The 15,511-nt window shown below is 65.1% G+C and carries 15 protein-coding genes; 7 read left to right on the top strand and 8 right to left on the bottom strand.

Going from position 1 to position 15,511, the window contains the following annotated elements; all coding sequences use genetic code 11:
* Window positions 1-523: 523 nt before the first annotated feature.
* The gene (gene fliP, locus JWR89_RS09825) at window positions 524-1,276 is read left to right on the top strand and encodes a flagellar type III secretion system pore protein FliP (RefSeq protein WP_299714995.1); all 753 of its coding nucleotides are present in this window, start codon (window positions 524-526) and stop codon (window positions 1,274-1,276) included.
* 41 nt (window positions 1,277-1,317) lie between these two features.
* Here the strand turns inward: fliP and JWR89_RS09830 are convergent, their stop codons facing one another.
* The 5 genes from JWR89_RS09830 to fliL form a co-directional block, all read right to left on the bottom strand.
* Window positions 1,318-5,004: a tetratricopeptide repeat protein gene (locus tag JWR89_RS09830; RefSeq protein ID WP_299714998.1), complete on the bottom strand. Its 3,687-nt coding sequence runs from the start codon at window positions 5,002-5,004 to the stop codon at window positions 1,318-1,320.
* Window positions 5,005-5,103: 99 nt separating this feature from the next.
* Window positions 5,104-5,886, bottom strand: a complete 783-nt coding sequence (locus JWR89_RS09835; RefSeq protein WP_299715002.1) for a flagellar protein FlbB — start codon at window positions 5,884-5,886, stop codon at window positions 5,104-5,106.
* Window positions 5,883-6,335 (bottom strand): DUF6468 domain-containing protein, encoded by a 453-nt coding sequence (locus tag JWR89_RS09840; protein WP_299715005.1) that lies wholly within the window; start codon window positions 6,333-6,335, stop codon window positions 5,883-5,885. Before JWR89_RS09840 ends, JWR89_RS09835 begins: the two co-directional genes overlap by 4 nt.
* Window positions 6,332-7,537, bottom strand: coding sequence for a flagellar motor switch protein FliM (fliM, locus tag JWR89_RS09845; RefSeq protein WP_299715008.1), 1,206 nt, complete (start codon window positions 7,535-7,537; stop codon window positions 6,332-6,334). Before fliM ends, JWR89_RS09840 begins: the two co-directional genes overlap by 4 nt.
* Window positions 7,538-7,554: 17 nt before the next feature.
* Window positions 7,555-8,037 (bottom strand): flagellar basal body-associated protein FliL, encoded by a 483-nt coding sequence (gene fliL, locus JWR89_RS09850; RefSeq protein WP_299715011.1) that lies wholly within the window; start codon window positions 8,035-8,037, stop codon window positions 7,555-7,557.
* Between the two features lie 361 nt (window positions 8,038-8,398).
* Between fliL and flgF the strand changes: the two genes are divergently transcribed.
* The 4 genes from flgF to flgH are packed head-to-tail and all read left to right on the top strand — an operon-like array spanning window position 8,399 to window position 11,804.
* Complete coding sequence (gene flgF / locus JWR89_RS09855) at window positions 8,399-9,163, top strand: flagellar basal-body rod protein FlgF (protein WP_299715014.1); 765 nt, start codon at window positions 8,399-8,401, stop codon at window positions 9,161-9,163.
* 12 nt (window positions 9,164-9,175) lie between these two features.
* Complete coding sequence (flgG, locus tag JWR89_RS09860; RefSeq protein ID WP_299715017.1) at window positions 9,176-9,964, top strand: flagellar basal-body rod protein FlgG; 789 nt, start codon at window positions 9,176-9,178, stop codon at window positions 9,962-9,964.
* An 11-nt stretch (window positions 9,965-9,975) separates the two neighbouring features.
* Window positions 9,976-11,049 (top strand): flagellar basal body P-ring formation chaperone FlgA, encoded by a 1,074-nt coding sequence (flgA, locus tag JWR89_RS09865; protein WP_299715020.1) that lies wholly within the window; start codon window positions 9,976-9,978, stop codon window positions 11,047-11,049.
* Window positions 11,050-11,054: 5 nt separating this feature from the next.
* Complete coding sequence (gene flgH, locus JWR89_RS09870; protein ID WP_299715023.1) at window positions 11,055-11,804, top strand: flagellar basal body L-ring protein FlgH; 750 nt, start codon at window positions 11,055-11,057, stop codon at window positions 11,802-11,804.
* Between the two features lie 167 nt (window positions 11,805-11,971).
* Here flgH and JWR89_RS09875 read toward each other — a convergent pair whose 3' ends face one another.
* Window positions 11,972-12,760, bottom strand: a complete 789-nt coding sequence (locus JWR89_RS09875) for a fumarylacetoacetate hydrolase family protein (protein ID WP_299715026.1) — start codon at window positions 12,758-12,760, stop codon at window positions 11,972-11,974.
* Window positions 12,761-12,927: 167 nt separating this feature from the next.
* Here JWR89_RS09875 and JWR89_RS09880 point away from each other — a divergent pair, with 167 nt between their 5' ends.
* Complete coding sequence (locus JWR89_RS09880) at window positions 12,928-13,923, top strand: DUF808 domain-containing protein (RefSeq protein WP_299715028.1); 996 nt, start codon at window positions 12,928-12,930, stop codon at window positions 13,921-13,923.
* 87 nt (window positions 13,924-14,010) lie between these two features.
* Here the strand turns inward: JWR89_RS09880 and dksA are convergent, their stop codons facing one another.
* Together dksA and JWR89_RS09890 are read right to left on the bottom strand one after the other, a co-directional pair.
* Window positions 14,011-14,421 carry an RNA polymerase-binding protein DksA gene (gene dksA / locus JWR89_RS09885; protein ID WP_299715030.1) on the bottom strand — a complete coding sequence of 137 codons (411 nt, stop codon included), beginning with the start codon at window positions 14,419-14,421 and terminating at the stop codon, window positions 14,011-14,013.
* A gap of 184 nt (window positions 14,422-14,605) precedes the next feature.
* Window positions 14,606-15,028, bottom strand: a complete 423-nt coding sequence (locus JWR89_RS09890; protein WP_299715032.1) for a flagellar assembly protein FliX — start codon at window positions 15,026-15,028, stop codon at window positions 14,606-14,608.
* 326 nt (window positions 15,029-15,354) lie between these two features.
* On the opposite strand from JWR89_RS09890, the gene JWR89_RS09895 reads away from it, so the two are divergent.
* Window positions 15,355-15,511 (top strand): flagellar basal body P-ring protein FlgI (locus tag JWR89_RS09895; RefSeq protein WP_299715034.1); only part of this gene is annotated, 157 nt, incomplete at its 3' end.

Below are 15,511 nucleotides of genomic sequence, written 5' to 3' on the forward strand. Positions count from 1 at the left end.
GAAACGAACCTCGCAGCGAGCCGGCGCCGCCGCGTCCGATGCCGCGCAGCGAAATGCCGCGCTCGGAATCGATGATGCCGCGGCCGCTGCGCGCGGAGCCACCGATCCGCACCACGCCGCCGCTGCGTGTAGAACGTGCTGTCGCGCCGACCCCGCCGGTCGCGCCTGCGCCCGCAGCGGTACCCCCGGCTCCGCCAGCTGCGCCCGCCCCCACGGAGGCTCCGGCGCCCGCCATCTCCTCTGCGGACCAGAATCTCGCCGACATGGCGCAACGGCTCGAAGCCGCCTTGCGCCGCCCCTCCAGTGAACCCCGTTCCGAAGCCGAGCCTCGCATCGGCGCGCCGCCCGTGACACCGGAGCCGCCGACCAACCGCCCGGCCCCACGCGCTTCCAGCGAAGTCTCGATCGTCCCAACCCGCGGCGAGTCCGCCGCGGCGCCGACGGTCGCCCCGCCGGTCAAGACAGGCTTTGAAAATCTCGAAGACGAGATGGCGTCCCTGCTCGGGCGTCCAAAGTCAAGTTCGTGAGATCGGCGTCCTTCCCGCGTAGAGTAGTATTCCTTCTGACTTTGCTCACCGCCGGATCGCTGGTCGATCCGGCGGCCGCGCAGGATATCAGCATCAATCTCGGCGCCGGCAATGGCGGCGTGACCGAGCGCGCGATCCAGATGATCGCGCTGCTGACGGTGCTGTCGATCGCGCCCTCGATCCTGATCATGATGACCTCGTTCACGCGCATCGTGGTGGTGCTGTCGCTGCTGCGCACCGCGCTGGGCACTGCGACTGCGCCGCCTAACTCGGTGATCATCGCACTGGCGATGTTCCTCACGGCCTTCGTAATGGGGCCGGTGCTGCAGAAGTCCTACGACGACGGCATCAAGCCGCTGGTCGCCAACGAAATCAGCGTCGAGCAGGCGCTGTTGCGCGCGTCGGTGCCGCTGCGCGGCTTCATGATGAAGAACGTCCGCGAGAAGGATCTCAAGCTGTTCATGGACCTGTCCGGCGAGCCGATCCCTGCCACGCCGGATGACATGTCGCTGCGCATCCTGATCCCCGCCTTCATGATTTCGGAACTGAAACGCGCCTTCGAGATCGGCTTCCTGCTGTTCCTGCCGTTCCTGATCATCGACCTCGTGGTCGCCTCGGTCTTGATGGCCATGGGCATGATGATGCTGCCGCCAGCGGTGGTATCGCTGCCGTTCAAGCTGATCTTCTTCGTGCTGGTCGATGGCTGGTCGCTGGTGGCCGGGAGCCTGGTGCAAAGTTACGGGCAGTAGCCGTCCCTTCGTGCCCGCGTCCGTACACGACCGAAGAGTGCCTACCGCGTCATCTCGATCTTGCGCACCTTGACCGGCGGCAGCGAGCCGGTGGTCTCGGCATCCGCGGCGGCGCCAGGCACTACCGCCTTGGCGCTACTTTCGGGGAAGCGCACCTTCATCTCGCGCAGGAAGCCGTCGAGCGTATCGACCGCCGCGGCCATCTTGGCAATGGCAGCGAATTCCGAATTAGTGCCGGAGGCCGGCATGCTGGCGGTGTCGAACGCGATCTTGTCGGCGCCGGTGGACATCAGCGGCGCGTACTTGTCGCGGAAACGCGCCAGCCCGAGCGCGTCTTCGGCCAGCGCATAACCGACCACGGCGCGGATCACGTCGCTTTTCTCGGCTACCGTCAGCGGCGTGAAGTCGCGCCAGCGATCGCCATAATACAATTCGATCTGCTCGGAGGCTTCGCGCCAGCGCCGCGCCGACCAGTAGATATCCGAGCGCAGCCGGATCGCCTCACGGCCGCCGACGTTGGAAATGATATCGAGCGCCAGGTCGCGGCGGCCGATGTCGCTTTGCGCGCGGGCCTCCAGCAGCAGCCGCTGCTGGCGCAACTCGCCGGCGAGATCGGCGATCCGCGTCGTGCGCAGTGCCGCGATGGCGCGCTCCGGCTTGCGGCTCATCAGATAGACCATCGATAGCCGCGCTGCGACCTGGGCGCGCGCCGCCCCTTCGAGGCGGTGATCGACCTGGTACTGCAGCAGCTCGGCGGCCTGGTCGAGCAGATCGACGGCGACGAGGCGGTCGGCCAGGCGGCGGATCATCTCGTCGCCGCGCCGCCCGATCGGCGTCAACTCGCGATACTCGTAGAACATCGCGAGCGCATCGACCGGCGGCAGGTTGTCGCCTTTCGAGCTCAGGTAGATCTGCGAAAACAACGCCTGCGCGTCATCCTGCACCTGCCGCGCCGCCTCGCTGTTGGCCTGCCGCTCGGTGGCGCTGCGCGCCGCCAGCAGCGATTCCTTGTAACGGCCGAGCTCCGAATACATCCGCGACAGGACCTGCAGCGTCTGCACTTCCAGCCCGTCGCCGCGCCACATCACCGCCAGCAGTTCGAGCTCCTTCAGCGCATCCTCATTGGTGATCTCGAGACGCTTCTGGCGCAGCGCGATCTCGCGCAGTTTGGCCTCCGCCGCCGCCGGCCGGTCCGGCGAGGCGATCGCCTCCTGGTATTTCGACAGCGCATCCTTGTCGCGGCCGAGCGCCTCGTCGAGCCAGCCCGACAGCAGCAGCGTCGAAGGCTTCATCTCCGGCGGGATGCCGACCAGTTCCAGCTCGCTGCCGCGCGCGGAAGCGCCCGCATAGTCCTTGACCTCGAGCGCGGCGCGCAGCGCCTGCGAGATCGCGACGCGCTGCAGGTCCGCCGGCAGCGACGCGGTGGCCAGTTCGGAGTTCTTGAATTTCTCGCGGGCCTGCACCCACTTCTCTTGTTTGGCGTAAGCGAGCGCTTTCCACAGCTCGGCGTCGTAGCCGGGCCCTAGCACGGGATTGGCGACGTCCTTGAGAGTCTGCTCGGGACGGCCCATCATCACGCTGGCAACGGCGTGGACGATCAGCGCGACCGGATTTTCCTGGCCCACCTTCGACTCCGAAATCGTCAGATCGGCGACGCCCTTGGCTTCATGGTACATGCCGCGCGCCATATAGAAGCGCGCCAGATCCATCCGCGCCGCGGTGCGCGTATTGTCGTCGGCCAACGATGCGGCATTCACCAGCACGTCGAAGCGGTCCTTGAACGGCCCCTCCTGGTCCTTGCGCCACTGGCCGACGTCGAAGATCGGCCGCGCCACCGATGACGCGCGCTGCGGCGCCGCGTCCGCCGCCGACAGCGTCAATCCGCCGGGCCGGCTCAGCGTCACCTTGTCGATGTTGGCATCGACCACGACCTCGTCGGAATTGAGCTGGATCACCACGCCGTGGATCGATTCCAGCAGCGAGAACTCGACGAAATCCTGGCGCCGGATGAAGCCACGCGGCGGCGGCAACGCGGTGATCACATCCAGCACATCGCCGGCATCGGGATCGATCAGGCGATGCTTGAGGCCGGGCTTGCTGAGCGGCACCGCCACGTTGGCGTGCGAGGGATCGGCAATATTCCGGATCGCCGACAGCGGCAGCGACTGGGTCTGGCGGGTATCGGCGAACATCACCGACCAGCTCTCGCCCGTGCCCGCCGCATCGCCGGGGGTCAGCGAGGCCAGTTGCGGCCGGTTCAGGCGCATGCGGATCGCCTGTCCCTTATCCAGTTTGACGATGCTGGCGTCGGCGATGATCGAACCGCCCTCGCGGCGGATCGCCGCCACGTCGATCGGCTTGGTGGAGTCGACCACCAGCCACATGATGTCGCCGCGGCGAAACAGCGCCGCCGGCGTCGGCGCGGCAAAGGCGAAGCTCATCTGCAGGCCGTCGCTGCTGCGCTTGACCTCCACCGGCATGCCGGGGCTTTCGGCCACGACGGCCGGAGTCGGCTTCACAACAGGCACCACGGGCGCGGCGGCAATGACAGGCGGCGCAGGCGTTTCTTTGACGGGGGCGACGACAACGGGCGCCTCGGGGGCCGGCGCGGGCCTCGCGGCCGCTTCGACCTTTGGCAGTTCGGCCTTGCGCGGTTCGGGCTTGAGCGCCTCGACCTTCGGCAACTCAGCCTTGGCCGGTTCAATCCTGGCCGCGATTTCAGCCACCTTGGGCGACGTCGCCTCCCGCGCGATCGATTCCGAAGTCGGCGGCGCGATTTCGCTGGAATGTTGCGGTGTTGCTTCGCTAGCCGGTCGCTCGCCGGTCGGAGGCTTCGCCGCGGCGGCCGGAGCGACCGGGAGCTTTGCCAGCGGCGATGGCTTGTCGCCCTGCTGGAAGCCGACATCGACGACGTAGTTCTTGTCCTCGCGGAACGAGTGCACATCGACGTCGCCGATCAGGCCGAGTTCGACCGCCGTGCGGTTGCCGTCCGTCGCCTGTCCGATCGAGGCGATGTTCGGCGGCGCCGAGAGTTTGGCATCGGCGAGATCGAACACCAGCCCGGCATTGAAGGTCAGCGTCAGCATCTTCTCGTTCAGCGCCGACGACACGCCAACGCCGTTAGGCATCTCGAACACGAAGCGCACGAAGGTCGGCTGCACCGAAGCCCGGACCCGGATTGGCGGACGCGCCTTGCCTTCCGATGCCGCGCGTTGCTGGCGCAGCGCGCGCTCGGCGGTCCGCGCGCGCTCGGACAGTTCCTTGACGACGTCCTGCGGCAGGCCGGGCGGCATGCCCTTCCAGTTATCTGGCAAAAGATCGATAAAGACGCGCTCGCCGGCCGCCATCGAATTGACCGTGACCTTGCGCGACAGCGCCAGCCGGATCGCCGAGCCGTCGGGATCGCGCCGCGCCGAGCCGATATAGTCCGGCGCCGCGTCCGACAGGATATCAACCGGGACATCGACCGGCCGCTTGAAACGGATCACCAGAATGGTGCCGGCCTGGGTGACTTCGGACTCCACGTCCTCGGAGAGCTTCAGCACGATGCGGGCATAGCCGCCGGACACCACCATCGTCGCGGTGCCCTTGACGTCCTGCGCGTGACCGACGCCTGGCGTCAGCATTGTCAGCAGCAACGCGCTAGCGACGAGGCCCGCGCAACGCCGAACGGCCCGCGTCCACGCGCGGGCTAGCGTCCAACTTGCAACGGCAGCCATGCGCGCCATTCCGGAGTGTCTTTCAGCCCGATGATCGATCGGCGGCCGGGCGCCCGCTCCTCGTTTGAATCTAGATTCCGCGGTCTAAGGAGTTGTTAACGAATCCCTTTAATTCCGGTTGGCCGGCATAGGCTTGCCCTCGATCTTGGGCAGGTCGGCGACCGAGGCGGAGCGGTCCCCCCCGCTGGCGCGCCGCGCCAGTTCGACGGTCAGCCGTTCGGCAGCTTCCGGCTGCATCAGCCCGAGAATGTCGGACATCTTGCGCGGCGCGATTTGCGAGGCGATATCGAACAGCACCGGCATTTCCAGCCGGTCGAAGATCTTCGCGGCGTCCTTCGGCTTCATACCCTCGTACATCGTGATGATGCCCTTGAAGCGCGCGGCGCCTGCCTCGCCCTTCTGCTCAGTAGCGGTCTTGATGCCGGCCTCGACGCCTTTCAGTTCATCGACGCGATTCTCGATGCGCTTCTCTGCCGCCTTCATCAGGCTTTCGCGAATATCGATCTCACGCGCGCGCGCTTCCAGTTCCTGGCGGCGCGATTGCAACCGCTCCAGGATGGCGCGTTCCGACGGGGAAACGGTCGGGACGGGTTCAACGGGAGCGACCGTGGTTGGCGGCGCTACCTGCGGCGCTGCCGCGGCCGGCTTGGCAGGTTCTTCCTTCTTGGCGCCATGGCCCGAGGAGCCGGTAATATCGGAGTCCACCGCAGCGGACGTCTGGCCGCCCGGGAAGTTGAACGTCTGCTGCGCCCAGGATTTTTTCGCCACCTGCGGCTGGTAGTCGAACACATAGCCGCCATCGATCACCAGGCCGGCGATCTTCAGCACGGCGAGGCCGAAGATCGCGACCAGCACGACTGGAATGACGCGAATGTCCCGGAAGGCTTTCATGCAGCGATGCCGTCAGGCCTCCTGCGCTCGGCGAACGCCTGCGCCGCGGCGGCATTGGCGCGCGCCGCCGACACCCTGGGTGCGTCGGGGGCCGCAGCAGCCGGCTCGGCATCGGCCAGCGGCCGGGCCGCCACGGCGATGCGCGAAAGCCGCCGCAGCACGCTGTCGCTCTCGGCAAGCTGGGCCTTGAGCTGATCCGCCAAGGCGGTCGCGGCGGCAATCTGGCTGCCGAGGTTCTCATTGACGTCGCGCACGGTGTGCTTGAGGCCGCCGATCGCGCGCTCGGCGATTTCGGTGACGGTGATGAGCTCGCCGATCGTCGCCTTCAGCGATTGCTCGTCCGCCTTCAGTCGCTTCAGGCGGCTGTTAAGCAACATGCAGTAGGCGATCGTCAGGATCAGCAGGGCTGCGACCAGACTCTCGATCACGATACCTAGTGAATGACTCATTGTGCCTCCATCATCTTGGTTTGCTCGTCGGCCTTTTCAAACATCGCGAAGGTTGTGTTGGGCTTGCGCAACTGCTTCGTAACCCGGATGGCGACGCGGTCGCCGACCCGGCCCATGCGACCTTCGCTCAGAACGACGTCGCCGCAGCGGACCTGGACCAGCGCGTCGGCGCGCATTTCCAGCGGCAGGGTGTCGCCGACCTTCAGCATCATCAGTTGCTTCAGCGGAATTTCGGCCTCGTAGAGCACGGCATCGACGGAGATCTGCGCCTGCGCGATTTCGGTGGCGAGATGGCTTTCCCAGATCGGATCGCGACCGAACTTCTCGCCCATGAACATCTGCATGAGCACGGCGCGGATCGGCTCGATGGTCGCGTAGGGCAGCAGCAGCTCGATATTGCCGCCGCGGTCTTCCATGTCGATGTGCAGCCGCACCAGGATAGCGGCGTTGGCGGGCCGGCTGATCGCGGCGAAGCGCGGATTGGTCTCCAGCCGGTCGATACTGAAGCTCACCGGCGACAGCGGCCGGAACGCCTGCTCGGCGTCGGCCAGCACAACCTCGATCAGCCGCTTCACCAGATTGGTTTCGATCGTGGTGTAGGGCCGGCCCTCGATGCGCAGCGACGCCTCGCCGCGACGGCCGCCGAGCAGCACGTCGATCATCGAATAGATCAGGCTGGAATCGACGGTGGCGAGGCCGAAGTTTTCCCATTCCTCCGCCTTGAACACGCAGAGCACCGCGGGCAGCGGGATCGAATTCATGTAGTCGCCGAACCGCACCGAGGTGATGCGGTCGAGCGAGACCTCGACGTTGTCAGACGTGAAGTTGCGCAGGCTCGTAGTCATCAGCCGCACCAGGCGGTCGAACACGATTTCGAGCATCGGCAGACGCTCGTACGACACCATCGCGGAATCGATGATGGCGCGGATGCCGTTGTTCTCGTCGAGATGGACCTCGCCGACGCTGAAACCGAGGAGGTTGTCGATTTCCTCCTGCGACAACACGCGCTCGCCGCCGCCGTTCTTGCCGGCGCCCATGTCACGGCCGCCGTCATCGACCATGGCGGCCCATTGCTCGGCCATGGTCCCGGTAAGCTCGTTTTCGGCAGCCGCCTTCGCAGCCTCAACGGGGTCCTCTGAATCCAGAGAAGCTTCCCATTCGGCAGCAATGGCGTCCTGGTCCATTTGCTCCTGGCTGGCCATGATCTAGCTCGGTCCCGTCACTGGATCAGGATTTCTTTGAACAGCACGGCGGTGACCTGGCTCGGCGAAACCGCGGCGTTGACGCGCTTGGTCAGTTCTTCCTTGAGCCGGAACATGCCGACCGAGCCGTTGAGATCGGTGGCGCGCAGCTCGCGCATATAGGTCTGGAACATGTCGGTGATGCGCGGCATCGACGGCTTGATCAGCTCGACCAGCTTCTCGTCTTTGATCTCGAGTACGATCTTGGCCTTGAGATATTGCACGCGGTCGCCGGGCTGCCCGGCGAGGTTGACCAGAATTTCCGGAACATCGAGGAAGGACGGCGGCTTCGGCGCCGCCACCTCGGCATGGGTTTCCTTCGGGTGGCTGAACAGAAAGAAGTACGCGCCGGCGCCGGAGGCGAGCACCAGCCCGACCACCACGATCGCGATCAACTTGAACTTGCTCTTCGGTGCCGCCGCTTCGCCCGCGCCGTCTTCCGTGGAATCGTTATCTGCCATCGCCTGCCCGTTCGGGGTTGGGATGAGCTCGATGCTGCAAAGCAGGCTTTAAAAACGCGATACAAATGCTGCCAGCGCCCAAGGCCCTGTTGATTGTGACGCTAGGTCGCAATGGTTAATGGAACCTTTCTTTTGCATTGCAGGTAGGAAAATTTTGCCGGATCAATATGGTCAACAAGACCTTTCTGCCGCCCCGCGCAAACGTCAAAAAACAGCAACTAACTGAAATAATTAAACTTTCCGACTTGGCACGGCTTTCGCTACTCACTCTGCGAGCCGCGGCTTGGGAGAGCTGTGCGGTTCGCAGGATTCGCGATCGGCCTGGGAGGGCCAATCGCGGGAACTCAGGGGAGAATGACCGATGGAGAACGTAGGTCTCATCGGACTATCGCGGCAGATGACGTTGGAGCGACAGCTCGACGTCGTCGCGAACAACATCGCCAACATCAACACGACCGGCTTCAAGGCCGACAGGTCGGTGTTCGAGGAATATCTGCGCACCCCGGCCCATGAAGACAACTTCGTCGGCAGCGACCGCCGCGTCAGCTTCGTGCAGGACCGCGCCACGCTGCACGACCTGTCGTCGGGCCCCAACGAGCAGACCAAGAACCCGCTCGACGTCGCTATCGACGGCAATGCCTTCCTGGTGGTGCAAACCCCCGGCGGCGAACGCTACACCCGCGATGGCGGGTTGCAGATCAACGACAAGGGCCAGTTGGTCACCAAATCCGGCAGCCCGGTGCTCGGCACCTCCGGTCCGATCGTGTTCCAGCCCAGCGACAAGGACATCAACATCGCGCCCGACGGCAACATCACCGTGCTCGAAGGCGTGAACCGGATCGACTCGGTGCGCGGCAAGCTGCGCCTCGTCAGCTTCTCGCAGGCGCAGCGGCTGCTGAAGGAAGGCTCGAACCTGTACGCGGCGGGCGAGGGCAATGCGCCGCAGCCTTCGACCACCGCCAAGGTCAATCAGGGCTTCATCGAACGGTCCAACGTCAGCTCGGTGATGGAAATGACCCGGATGATGGACGTCACCCGCGCCTATACGCAGATCTCGGCAATGCTGCAGCAGCAGGCCGACATGCGCCGCTCCGCGATCGAAAAACTCGCCGACGTTCCGGCTTAAGGAAACACACCCATGCGCGCTCTTTACACTGCAGCGACCGGGATGGCGGCCCAGGAACTCAACGTCCAGGTCATCTCCAACAACATTGCGAACATGCGGACCACCGGCTTCAAGAAGCAGACGGCCGCGTTTCAGGACCTGATCTACGATCACGTGCGCCGGGTCGGCGCGCAAGCGTCGGACCAGGGCACGATCATCCCGGTCGGCGTCGATATCGGCGGCGGCGTCAAGACGGTTGGCACGCCCCGCATGATGACCCAGGGCACGCTGGCAGCCACGGGCGGCGACCTCGACATCGCGGTGCGCGGCGAAGGCTTCTTCAAGATCCAGATGACCGACGGCACGTTTTCCTACACCCGCGACGGCTCGTTCACGACCGACAACACCGGCCGCATCGTCAATGCGCAGGGCAACCCGCTGCAGCCCACCATCACCGTCCCGCAGGCGTCGTCGGGTCTCACCATCAGCGCCTCCGGCCAGGTTTCGGTCACCGTGGCCGGATCGACCACACCGCAGACGCTCGGCACCATCGGCCTGACGCGCTTCATCAACAAGTCGGGCCTGCTCTCGGTCGGCGACAACTTGTTCACCGACACGCCGGCCTCCGGCGCACCGCAGGACGGCGTCGCCAATGCCGATGGTTTCGGCGATTTGCAGCAGCGCAACCTGGAACAGGCGAACGTCGAAGTGGTGTCGGAAATCTCCGATCTGATTGCCGCACAGCGCGCCTACGAGATGAATGCCAAGGTGATCAGCGCGGCCGACCAGATGATGCAGTCCACTTCCAACATGTTCCGCTAAGGGAGTTGATGATGGTCTTTCGCTCGCTCCTGCTGGCCACCTCCCTGCTCGCCGCCTGCGCCACCACGGCGCTCGGCCAGACCCTCGACGAGGTCATCGCCTCGCCGGTGCTACGCGCGAACGTCACTGTCGCCGGCGATGTGGTGCGGATCGGCGACGTCATCGACAACGCCGGACCGGCAGCGCAGATCGCGATCTACCGCGCGCCCGATCTCGGCACCGTCGGGTCGCTGTCGGCCGCCAAAATCATCGCGACGTTGCGCACCCACCAGGTGATCGGCGTCGATACCCGCAACATCCAGGACGTCACCATCACCCGGCTGTCGCGTAGCGTCGAGGCCAAGGACATCGAAACCCAGGTGGCGCTGGCGCTGGAGCACCGCAACGGACTAGGCGACGCCGCCAATCTCAGCCTGACGTTCGACCGCGACGTGCAGAGCCTGCGGCTTGACGCCGCCAACAGCGGCGCGCTCGACCCGATCTCGGTGCGCTACGATCCGCGCAGCACCCGCTTCGACGTCACCTTCTCTATCGGCAACGATGCCAACGCGGCTGTCACCAAGCTGCGCTTCACCGGCAGCGCGGTCGAGACCGTGGAAGCCGCGGTGCTGGCGCGCGGCGTCGATAGCAAGGAAGTGTTGAAATCCTCCGACGTGATCGTCGAGCGGCGTCCGAAAGCCGAAGTCGGCAACGACGTCGCCAGCCGCGACCGCGCCGTCGGCATGCAGGCGCGGCGCCAGTTGCGCGCCGGCCAGGCATTGCGGGTCTCCGACCTGACCAAGCCCGACCTGGTGAGCCGCGACCAGGCCGTCACGCTGGTTTACGAATCCGCCGGCCTTTACCTCACCATTCGCGGCAAAGCGATGGAAGCGGGCACTGAAGGCGACGTCGTCAACGTCATCAACCTGCAGTCCAAACGCACCGTCTCCGGCGTCGTGGTCGGCCGCGGTCAGGTTGCCGTGTCGGTCCCCGCCCCGCGCCTGCCACCGGCCAGCGAAGCGGCGCCAGCTAAAACTTCCGAAGCTGCCGCACCTGTGGCGGTCGCCGCCAACGAACAAGTACCAGTGTCCCGAAAAGCCGAGTAACGTTGATGTTCAAGTACAACCGTCCCCTGCTCTCCGCTGCGTTGCTGACGACCGCCATGATGGCCGGCGGCTGCTCGTCACTGGAACGGCTCTCCGCCATCGGCGAAAAGCCGGCGCTGGCCGCGATCGAGAACCCGGTGGCGCAGCCTGGCTACAAGCCTGTGCAGATGCCGATGCCGAAGCCGGAAGTGGCGTCCTACAACGCCAACTCGTTGTGGCGATCCGGCTCGCGCGCCTTCTTCAAGGACCAGCGCGCGCACCAAATCGGCGACATTCTCACGGTGACTGTCAATTTCACCGATAAGGCCAACATCGCCAACGAGACCCAGCGCAGCCGCACCAACAAGGAAGATTCCGGGGTCACCGACTTCCTCGGCAGCAAGCTGATATCGAACCCCGCGACCAGCGTACTGCCCGGCCGGTTGCTGACCGCCGATGGCAGTTCGTCCAGCGACGGCAAGGGCTCGGTACAGCGACAGGAAAACCTGCAAACCAGCGTCGCCGCCGTGGTCACGCAATTACTGCCGAACGGCAACCTCGTCGTCGAGGGCAAGCAGGAGATCCGCGTCAACTACGAAATCCGCGAATTGATCGTCGCCGGCATCGTGCGCCCGGAGGACATCCAGAGCGACAACACCATCGACAGCGCCAAGATCGCCCAGGCCCGTATCGCTTACGGCGGCCGGGGTCAGATCTCCGACGTGCAGCAGCCGCGCTACGGCCAGCAAGTGATGGACGTGCTGCTGCCGTTCTAAAATTTCAGAGCTCCCACACTTCACACCGCGCTCCCACGCCGTGAAGTGTCCTACGCGAAGGCCTTCCGTCAGCTCCCCTGACGGAAGGCCTTCGTCGTTTATGGAGTTGTCGATGCAACACCGTCGCTCTCTTCTCCTCTCCCCCGTGGAGACGCAAGAAGCGCGGCTCAACCTCTGAAATCCGCCGCCACGCGGCCGAGCCCGGACAGTTCCATCACCACCGCATCGCCGGCGCTTAGCCACACCGTCTGCACCAGGCTCCCGGTCAGCACGATCTCGCCCGCGCGCAGGCTGTTGCCCTGCCCGGCGAGATGGTTGGCGAGCCAGGCCAGCGCCTGGTGCGGATGGCCGAGCACGTCGGCGCCGGTGCCGCAGCCGACCTCGATCCCGTTGATCACCGCGCGGCCGACCACCGACAGCAGATCGGGCACCTGCGCGCGCGCGCGCGGCGCACCGAGCACGCAGCCGGCGGCGAAGAAATCATCGGCGATCAGCGTCGGCGCGCCCAGCGTCCGCCAGTCCGCATAGCGGTCATCGACGATCTCGATCGCCGGCAGGTAGGCATCGATGGCATCGACAACGCCGTCGGCCGTGAACGGCGCCGCGGCGGCGGACAGGTCGCGGCCGATCCGCACGCCGATCTCGCATTCCACGCCGACGCGGACATAGTCGTCATGGCGCAGCGATGCGCCGCTGGCGTGCACGCCGCTGGCAAAAATGCCGCCGCTGCAGGGATGCGGGATGCCGAGATAGGTCTGCATCACCGCGCTGGTGCAGCCGATCTTGTGACCGGCCTGCGCGCCGAAGTCGGCCGACAGCAGCGTATGGACACAGTCCTGTATGCGATAGCCTTCGGCCTCGTCTTGCGGAGCATTGTCTGGAAGCAGAGACCCCAGACGCGTGCGCGTGCGACGTGCAGCAGCGACAATGTTGGCGGCGGCGGCAATGTTGGTCATATTCGGCTTCCGATACGGGGACGCGGAACCGCGCAACCCGCCAAGAACACCACAACTGCGACAAGATGGACAGAGCTGCGGGTTTCCATTGCGGAGACCGCAGTCTAATCCATGCCGTCATATCCGGTCTCGCAGTGCAGCGACAACGACCGCAGCCAGAGGCCGCCATGAGTATTGGACTAATCGCCCTTCTCGACGATATCGCGGGCCTCGCGAAAGTGGCTGCTGCGTCGGTCGATGATATTGCTGGACAGGCCGCCAAGGCCGGCGCCAAAGCGGCCGGCGTGGTGATCGACGACGCCGCGGTGACGCCGCGCTATGTGGTCGGCTTCGACGCCACGCGCGAACTGCCCATTGTCAAGAAAATTGCGATCGGCTCATTGCGCAACAAGCTGCTGTTCCTGCTGCCAGCCGCGCTTTTGATGAGTCTGTTTGCGCCATGGGCGATCACACCGCTGCTGATGATCGGCGGCGCCTATCTCTGCTTTGAGGGCACCGAGAAGGTTTTCGAGGCCATCATGCCTCACCATGCACCTGGCGGCGACGTCCAAACGCTCGCTATCGACCCGAAGACGATGGAAGACGACAAAGTCGCAAGCGCGATCAAGACCGATTTCATCCTGTCGGCGGAGATCATGGCTATCACCCTGGCAGCGATTCCCGACGGGCCGTTCGTGACCCGGGCTATCGTTCTGGCGGTCGTCGCCATCGGCATCACCGTTATCGTCTACGGCGGCGTCGCGCTGATCGTCAAAGCGGACGACGTCGGCCTCGCGCTGGCGAAGAGCGATCGGAAGTCGCCGTGGGGTCGGTTCAAGGCCACGTTCGGCCGCCTGCTGGTGCTGGGCATGCCGTACTTCCTGCGCGTACTGGGCGTGGTCGGAACCGCGGCGATGATCTGGGTCGGCGGTGGAATCGTAGTTCACGGCCTCGCCGAATACGGGCTACCGCAGATCGAGCACATGATAGAAGCGGCGGCGACGCTAGCGGCACGGGCTGTACCGGTACTCTCCGGAGCGATGACCTGGATCGTGACGGCCGCGGGTGCCGGCGTGCTCGGCCTGCTACTCGGCGCGGCGCTGGTCCCGGTGGCCAGCTTCATCGTGGTGCCGGTCTGGGCTCGGCTGCGCGGCAAGAAACCAGCGGCAAGCCCACCGCACTAAAGCAACCACGGCTGCCAGAGTGCAGCGGCGGTGCGTGGCGTCGCATCAAACGGCCGCCTGATCAGGCGGCCGTTGCAATCTCGGAACCTATTCGTCGCGATATACCTTCTCGCGCTTTTCGTGGCGCTCCTGGGCTTCCACCGACAGCGTCGCGATCGGGCGGGCTTCAAGACGCTTCAGGGAGATCGGCTCGCCGGTCTCCTCGCAATAACCATAGGTATTGTCCTCGATGCGCTGCATCGCGGCGTCGATCTTGGAGATCAGCTTGCGCTGACGGTCACGCGCGCGCAGCTCGATGGCGCGATCGGTTTCCGACGAGGCGCGATCCGCGAGGTCGGGGTGGTTGACGTTCTCTTCCTGCAGGGTCTGCAGGGTGACGCGGGACTCCCGTAAAATCTCTTCCTTCCAGGCCAGCAGCTTCGCGCGAAAATAGTCGCGCTGGCGGTCGTTCATGAAAGGCTCTTTTTCGGAGGGTCGATAGCTTTTCAACTTGTCCAAGGCCAATCCATCTGTCCGTGCAAGGCGGCGGAAATGACTGCCGCGCCGCAGCTTATATAGCGAGGCCATGTGACAGACAATATCGGCCGCAAGCCGGAAAACGCGCCTACCACAGGGTTTCGCAGCGGAACTCACCCAACCGCAGGACCCCCACCCGCCGGCTTAGACTTTGGTCAGGGGTCCGTTAGGCTTTCGCCATTCCCTGGCCGGCCTTGGCCAGTTCGACCTCGACCCGCAGTTCGATCTCCGAAAGCACGGCGTCGAGGCCGGGGTCGCCGGACGAGGATTTCAGGTCGGCGGCTGCGGCGCGCAGCCGGGCCACGGTGGAGTTATCGAAGGCACCGGCCAGCAGGCCCAGCTTGAGGTCGTCGAGCACGTCGAGCGCGCTGCGGCCACGCGCGACCGAGCGCTTGCGCCGTTCGGTGGCGTCCTCGACGCCCTGCATGGCCAGCAGCGCATCGAGGCTGGCGGCCGGGCGCGGCGCTACGGTCGGCCGCGTCTCCGCAGCCCCGGCCGCATCCGGCAGCGAAAATCCAGTCGAACTGGTGCGCTTGGTGCCCGACGAGGGCGATCCAAGGGTGGTGCCGTTCGGTCCGTAGATGCGCATCGACATATCCAGCGAGGGTAAGGGCCTGACCTGGCCGCGAGGGCGCCTGCGATTCGACGATGACATCGAATCCGTAAACGGACCCTCATCCGGAAAGGTGAGCTTTTATGGTTAATCAATAGTGAATAGCCCGGCAAAATCTGCCGCGAGCGGCAGTTTCGACTCGGCTCGAGACTTCCGCGGAGAGCGGCCCAGAATAATACATTCAATGATATCAATGGATTATACCGCCAAAATCGACTGGCACGGCGCTCGCATAGGGTTGGCTGGATCATCGTCATGGGAGTGGCGGCGGATCCAGCCCAAACCTCAGCGGGGAGCAGAGGATGCCGAGCCTACCTTCGATCCAGTTCTGCCAGGCGGCCTGCGCGGCGCTCATTGCGCTGCTGCTGTCGGTTGCCTCGGCGGAGGCGACATCGCGGATCAAGGATCTCGCCAATATCGAAGGCGTGCGGCAGAATCAGCTGATCGGCTACGGCCTGG

The sequence above is a fragment of the Tardiphaga sp. genome (genome assembly GCF_028290785.1).
GTDB lineage: Bacteria > Pseudomonadota > Alphaproteobacteria > Rhizobiales > Xanthobacteraceae > Tardiphaga.

Excerpts from the sequence above, each read along its gene's own strand:
- flgH (WP_299715023.1), top strand. The coding sequence starts at position 11,055 with ATGTTCAAGTACAACCGTCCCCTGCTCTCCGCTGCGTTGCTGACGACC.
- JWR89_RS09875 (WP_299715026.1), bottom strand. The coding sequence starts at position 12,760 with ATGACCAACATTGCCGCCGCCGCCAACATTGTCGCTGCTGCACGTCGC.
- fliL (WP_299715011.1), bottom strand. The coding sequence starts at position 8,037 with ATGGCAGATAACGATTCCACGGAAGACGGCGCGGGCGAAGCGGCGGCA.
- flgA (WP_299715020.1), top strand. The coding sequence starts at position 9,976 with ATGGTCTTTCGCTCGCTCCTGCTGGCCACCTCCCTGCTCGCCGCCTGC.
- fliM (WP_299715008.1), bottom strand. The coding sequence starts at position 7,537 with ATGGCCAGCCAGGAGCAAATGGACCAGGACGCCATTGCTGCCGAATGG.
- JWR89_RS09840 (WP_299715005.1), bottom strand. The coding sequence starts at position 6,335 with ATGAGTCATTCACTAGGTATCGTGATCGAGAGTCTGGTCGCAGCCCTG.
- flgF (WP_299715014.1), top strand. The coding sequence starts at position 8,399 with ATGGAGAACGTAGGTCTCATCGGACTATCGCGGCAGATGACGTTGGAG.
- JWR89_RS09835 (WP_299715002.1), bottom strand. The coding sequence starts at position 5,886 with ATGAAAGCCTTCCGGGACATTCGCGTCATTCCAGTCGTGCTGGTCGCG.
- JWR89_RS09880 (WP_299715028.1), top strand. The coding sequence starts at position 12,928 with ATGAGTATTGGACTAATCGCCCTTCTCGACGATATCGCGGGCCTCGCG.
- flgG (WP_299715017.1), top strand. The coding sequence starts at position 9,176 with ATGCGCGCTCTTTACACTGCAGCGACCGGGATGGCGGCCCAGGAACTC.
- JWR89_RS09890 (WP_299715032.1), bottom strand. The coding sequence starts at position 15,028 with ATGCGCATCTACGGACCGAACGGCACCACCCTTGGATCGCCCTCGTCG.
- JWR89_RS09830 (WP_299714998.1), bottom strand. The coding sequence starts at position 5,004 with ATGGCGCGCATGGCTGCCGTTGCAAGTTGGACGCTAGCCCGCGCGTGG.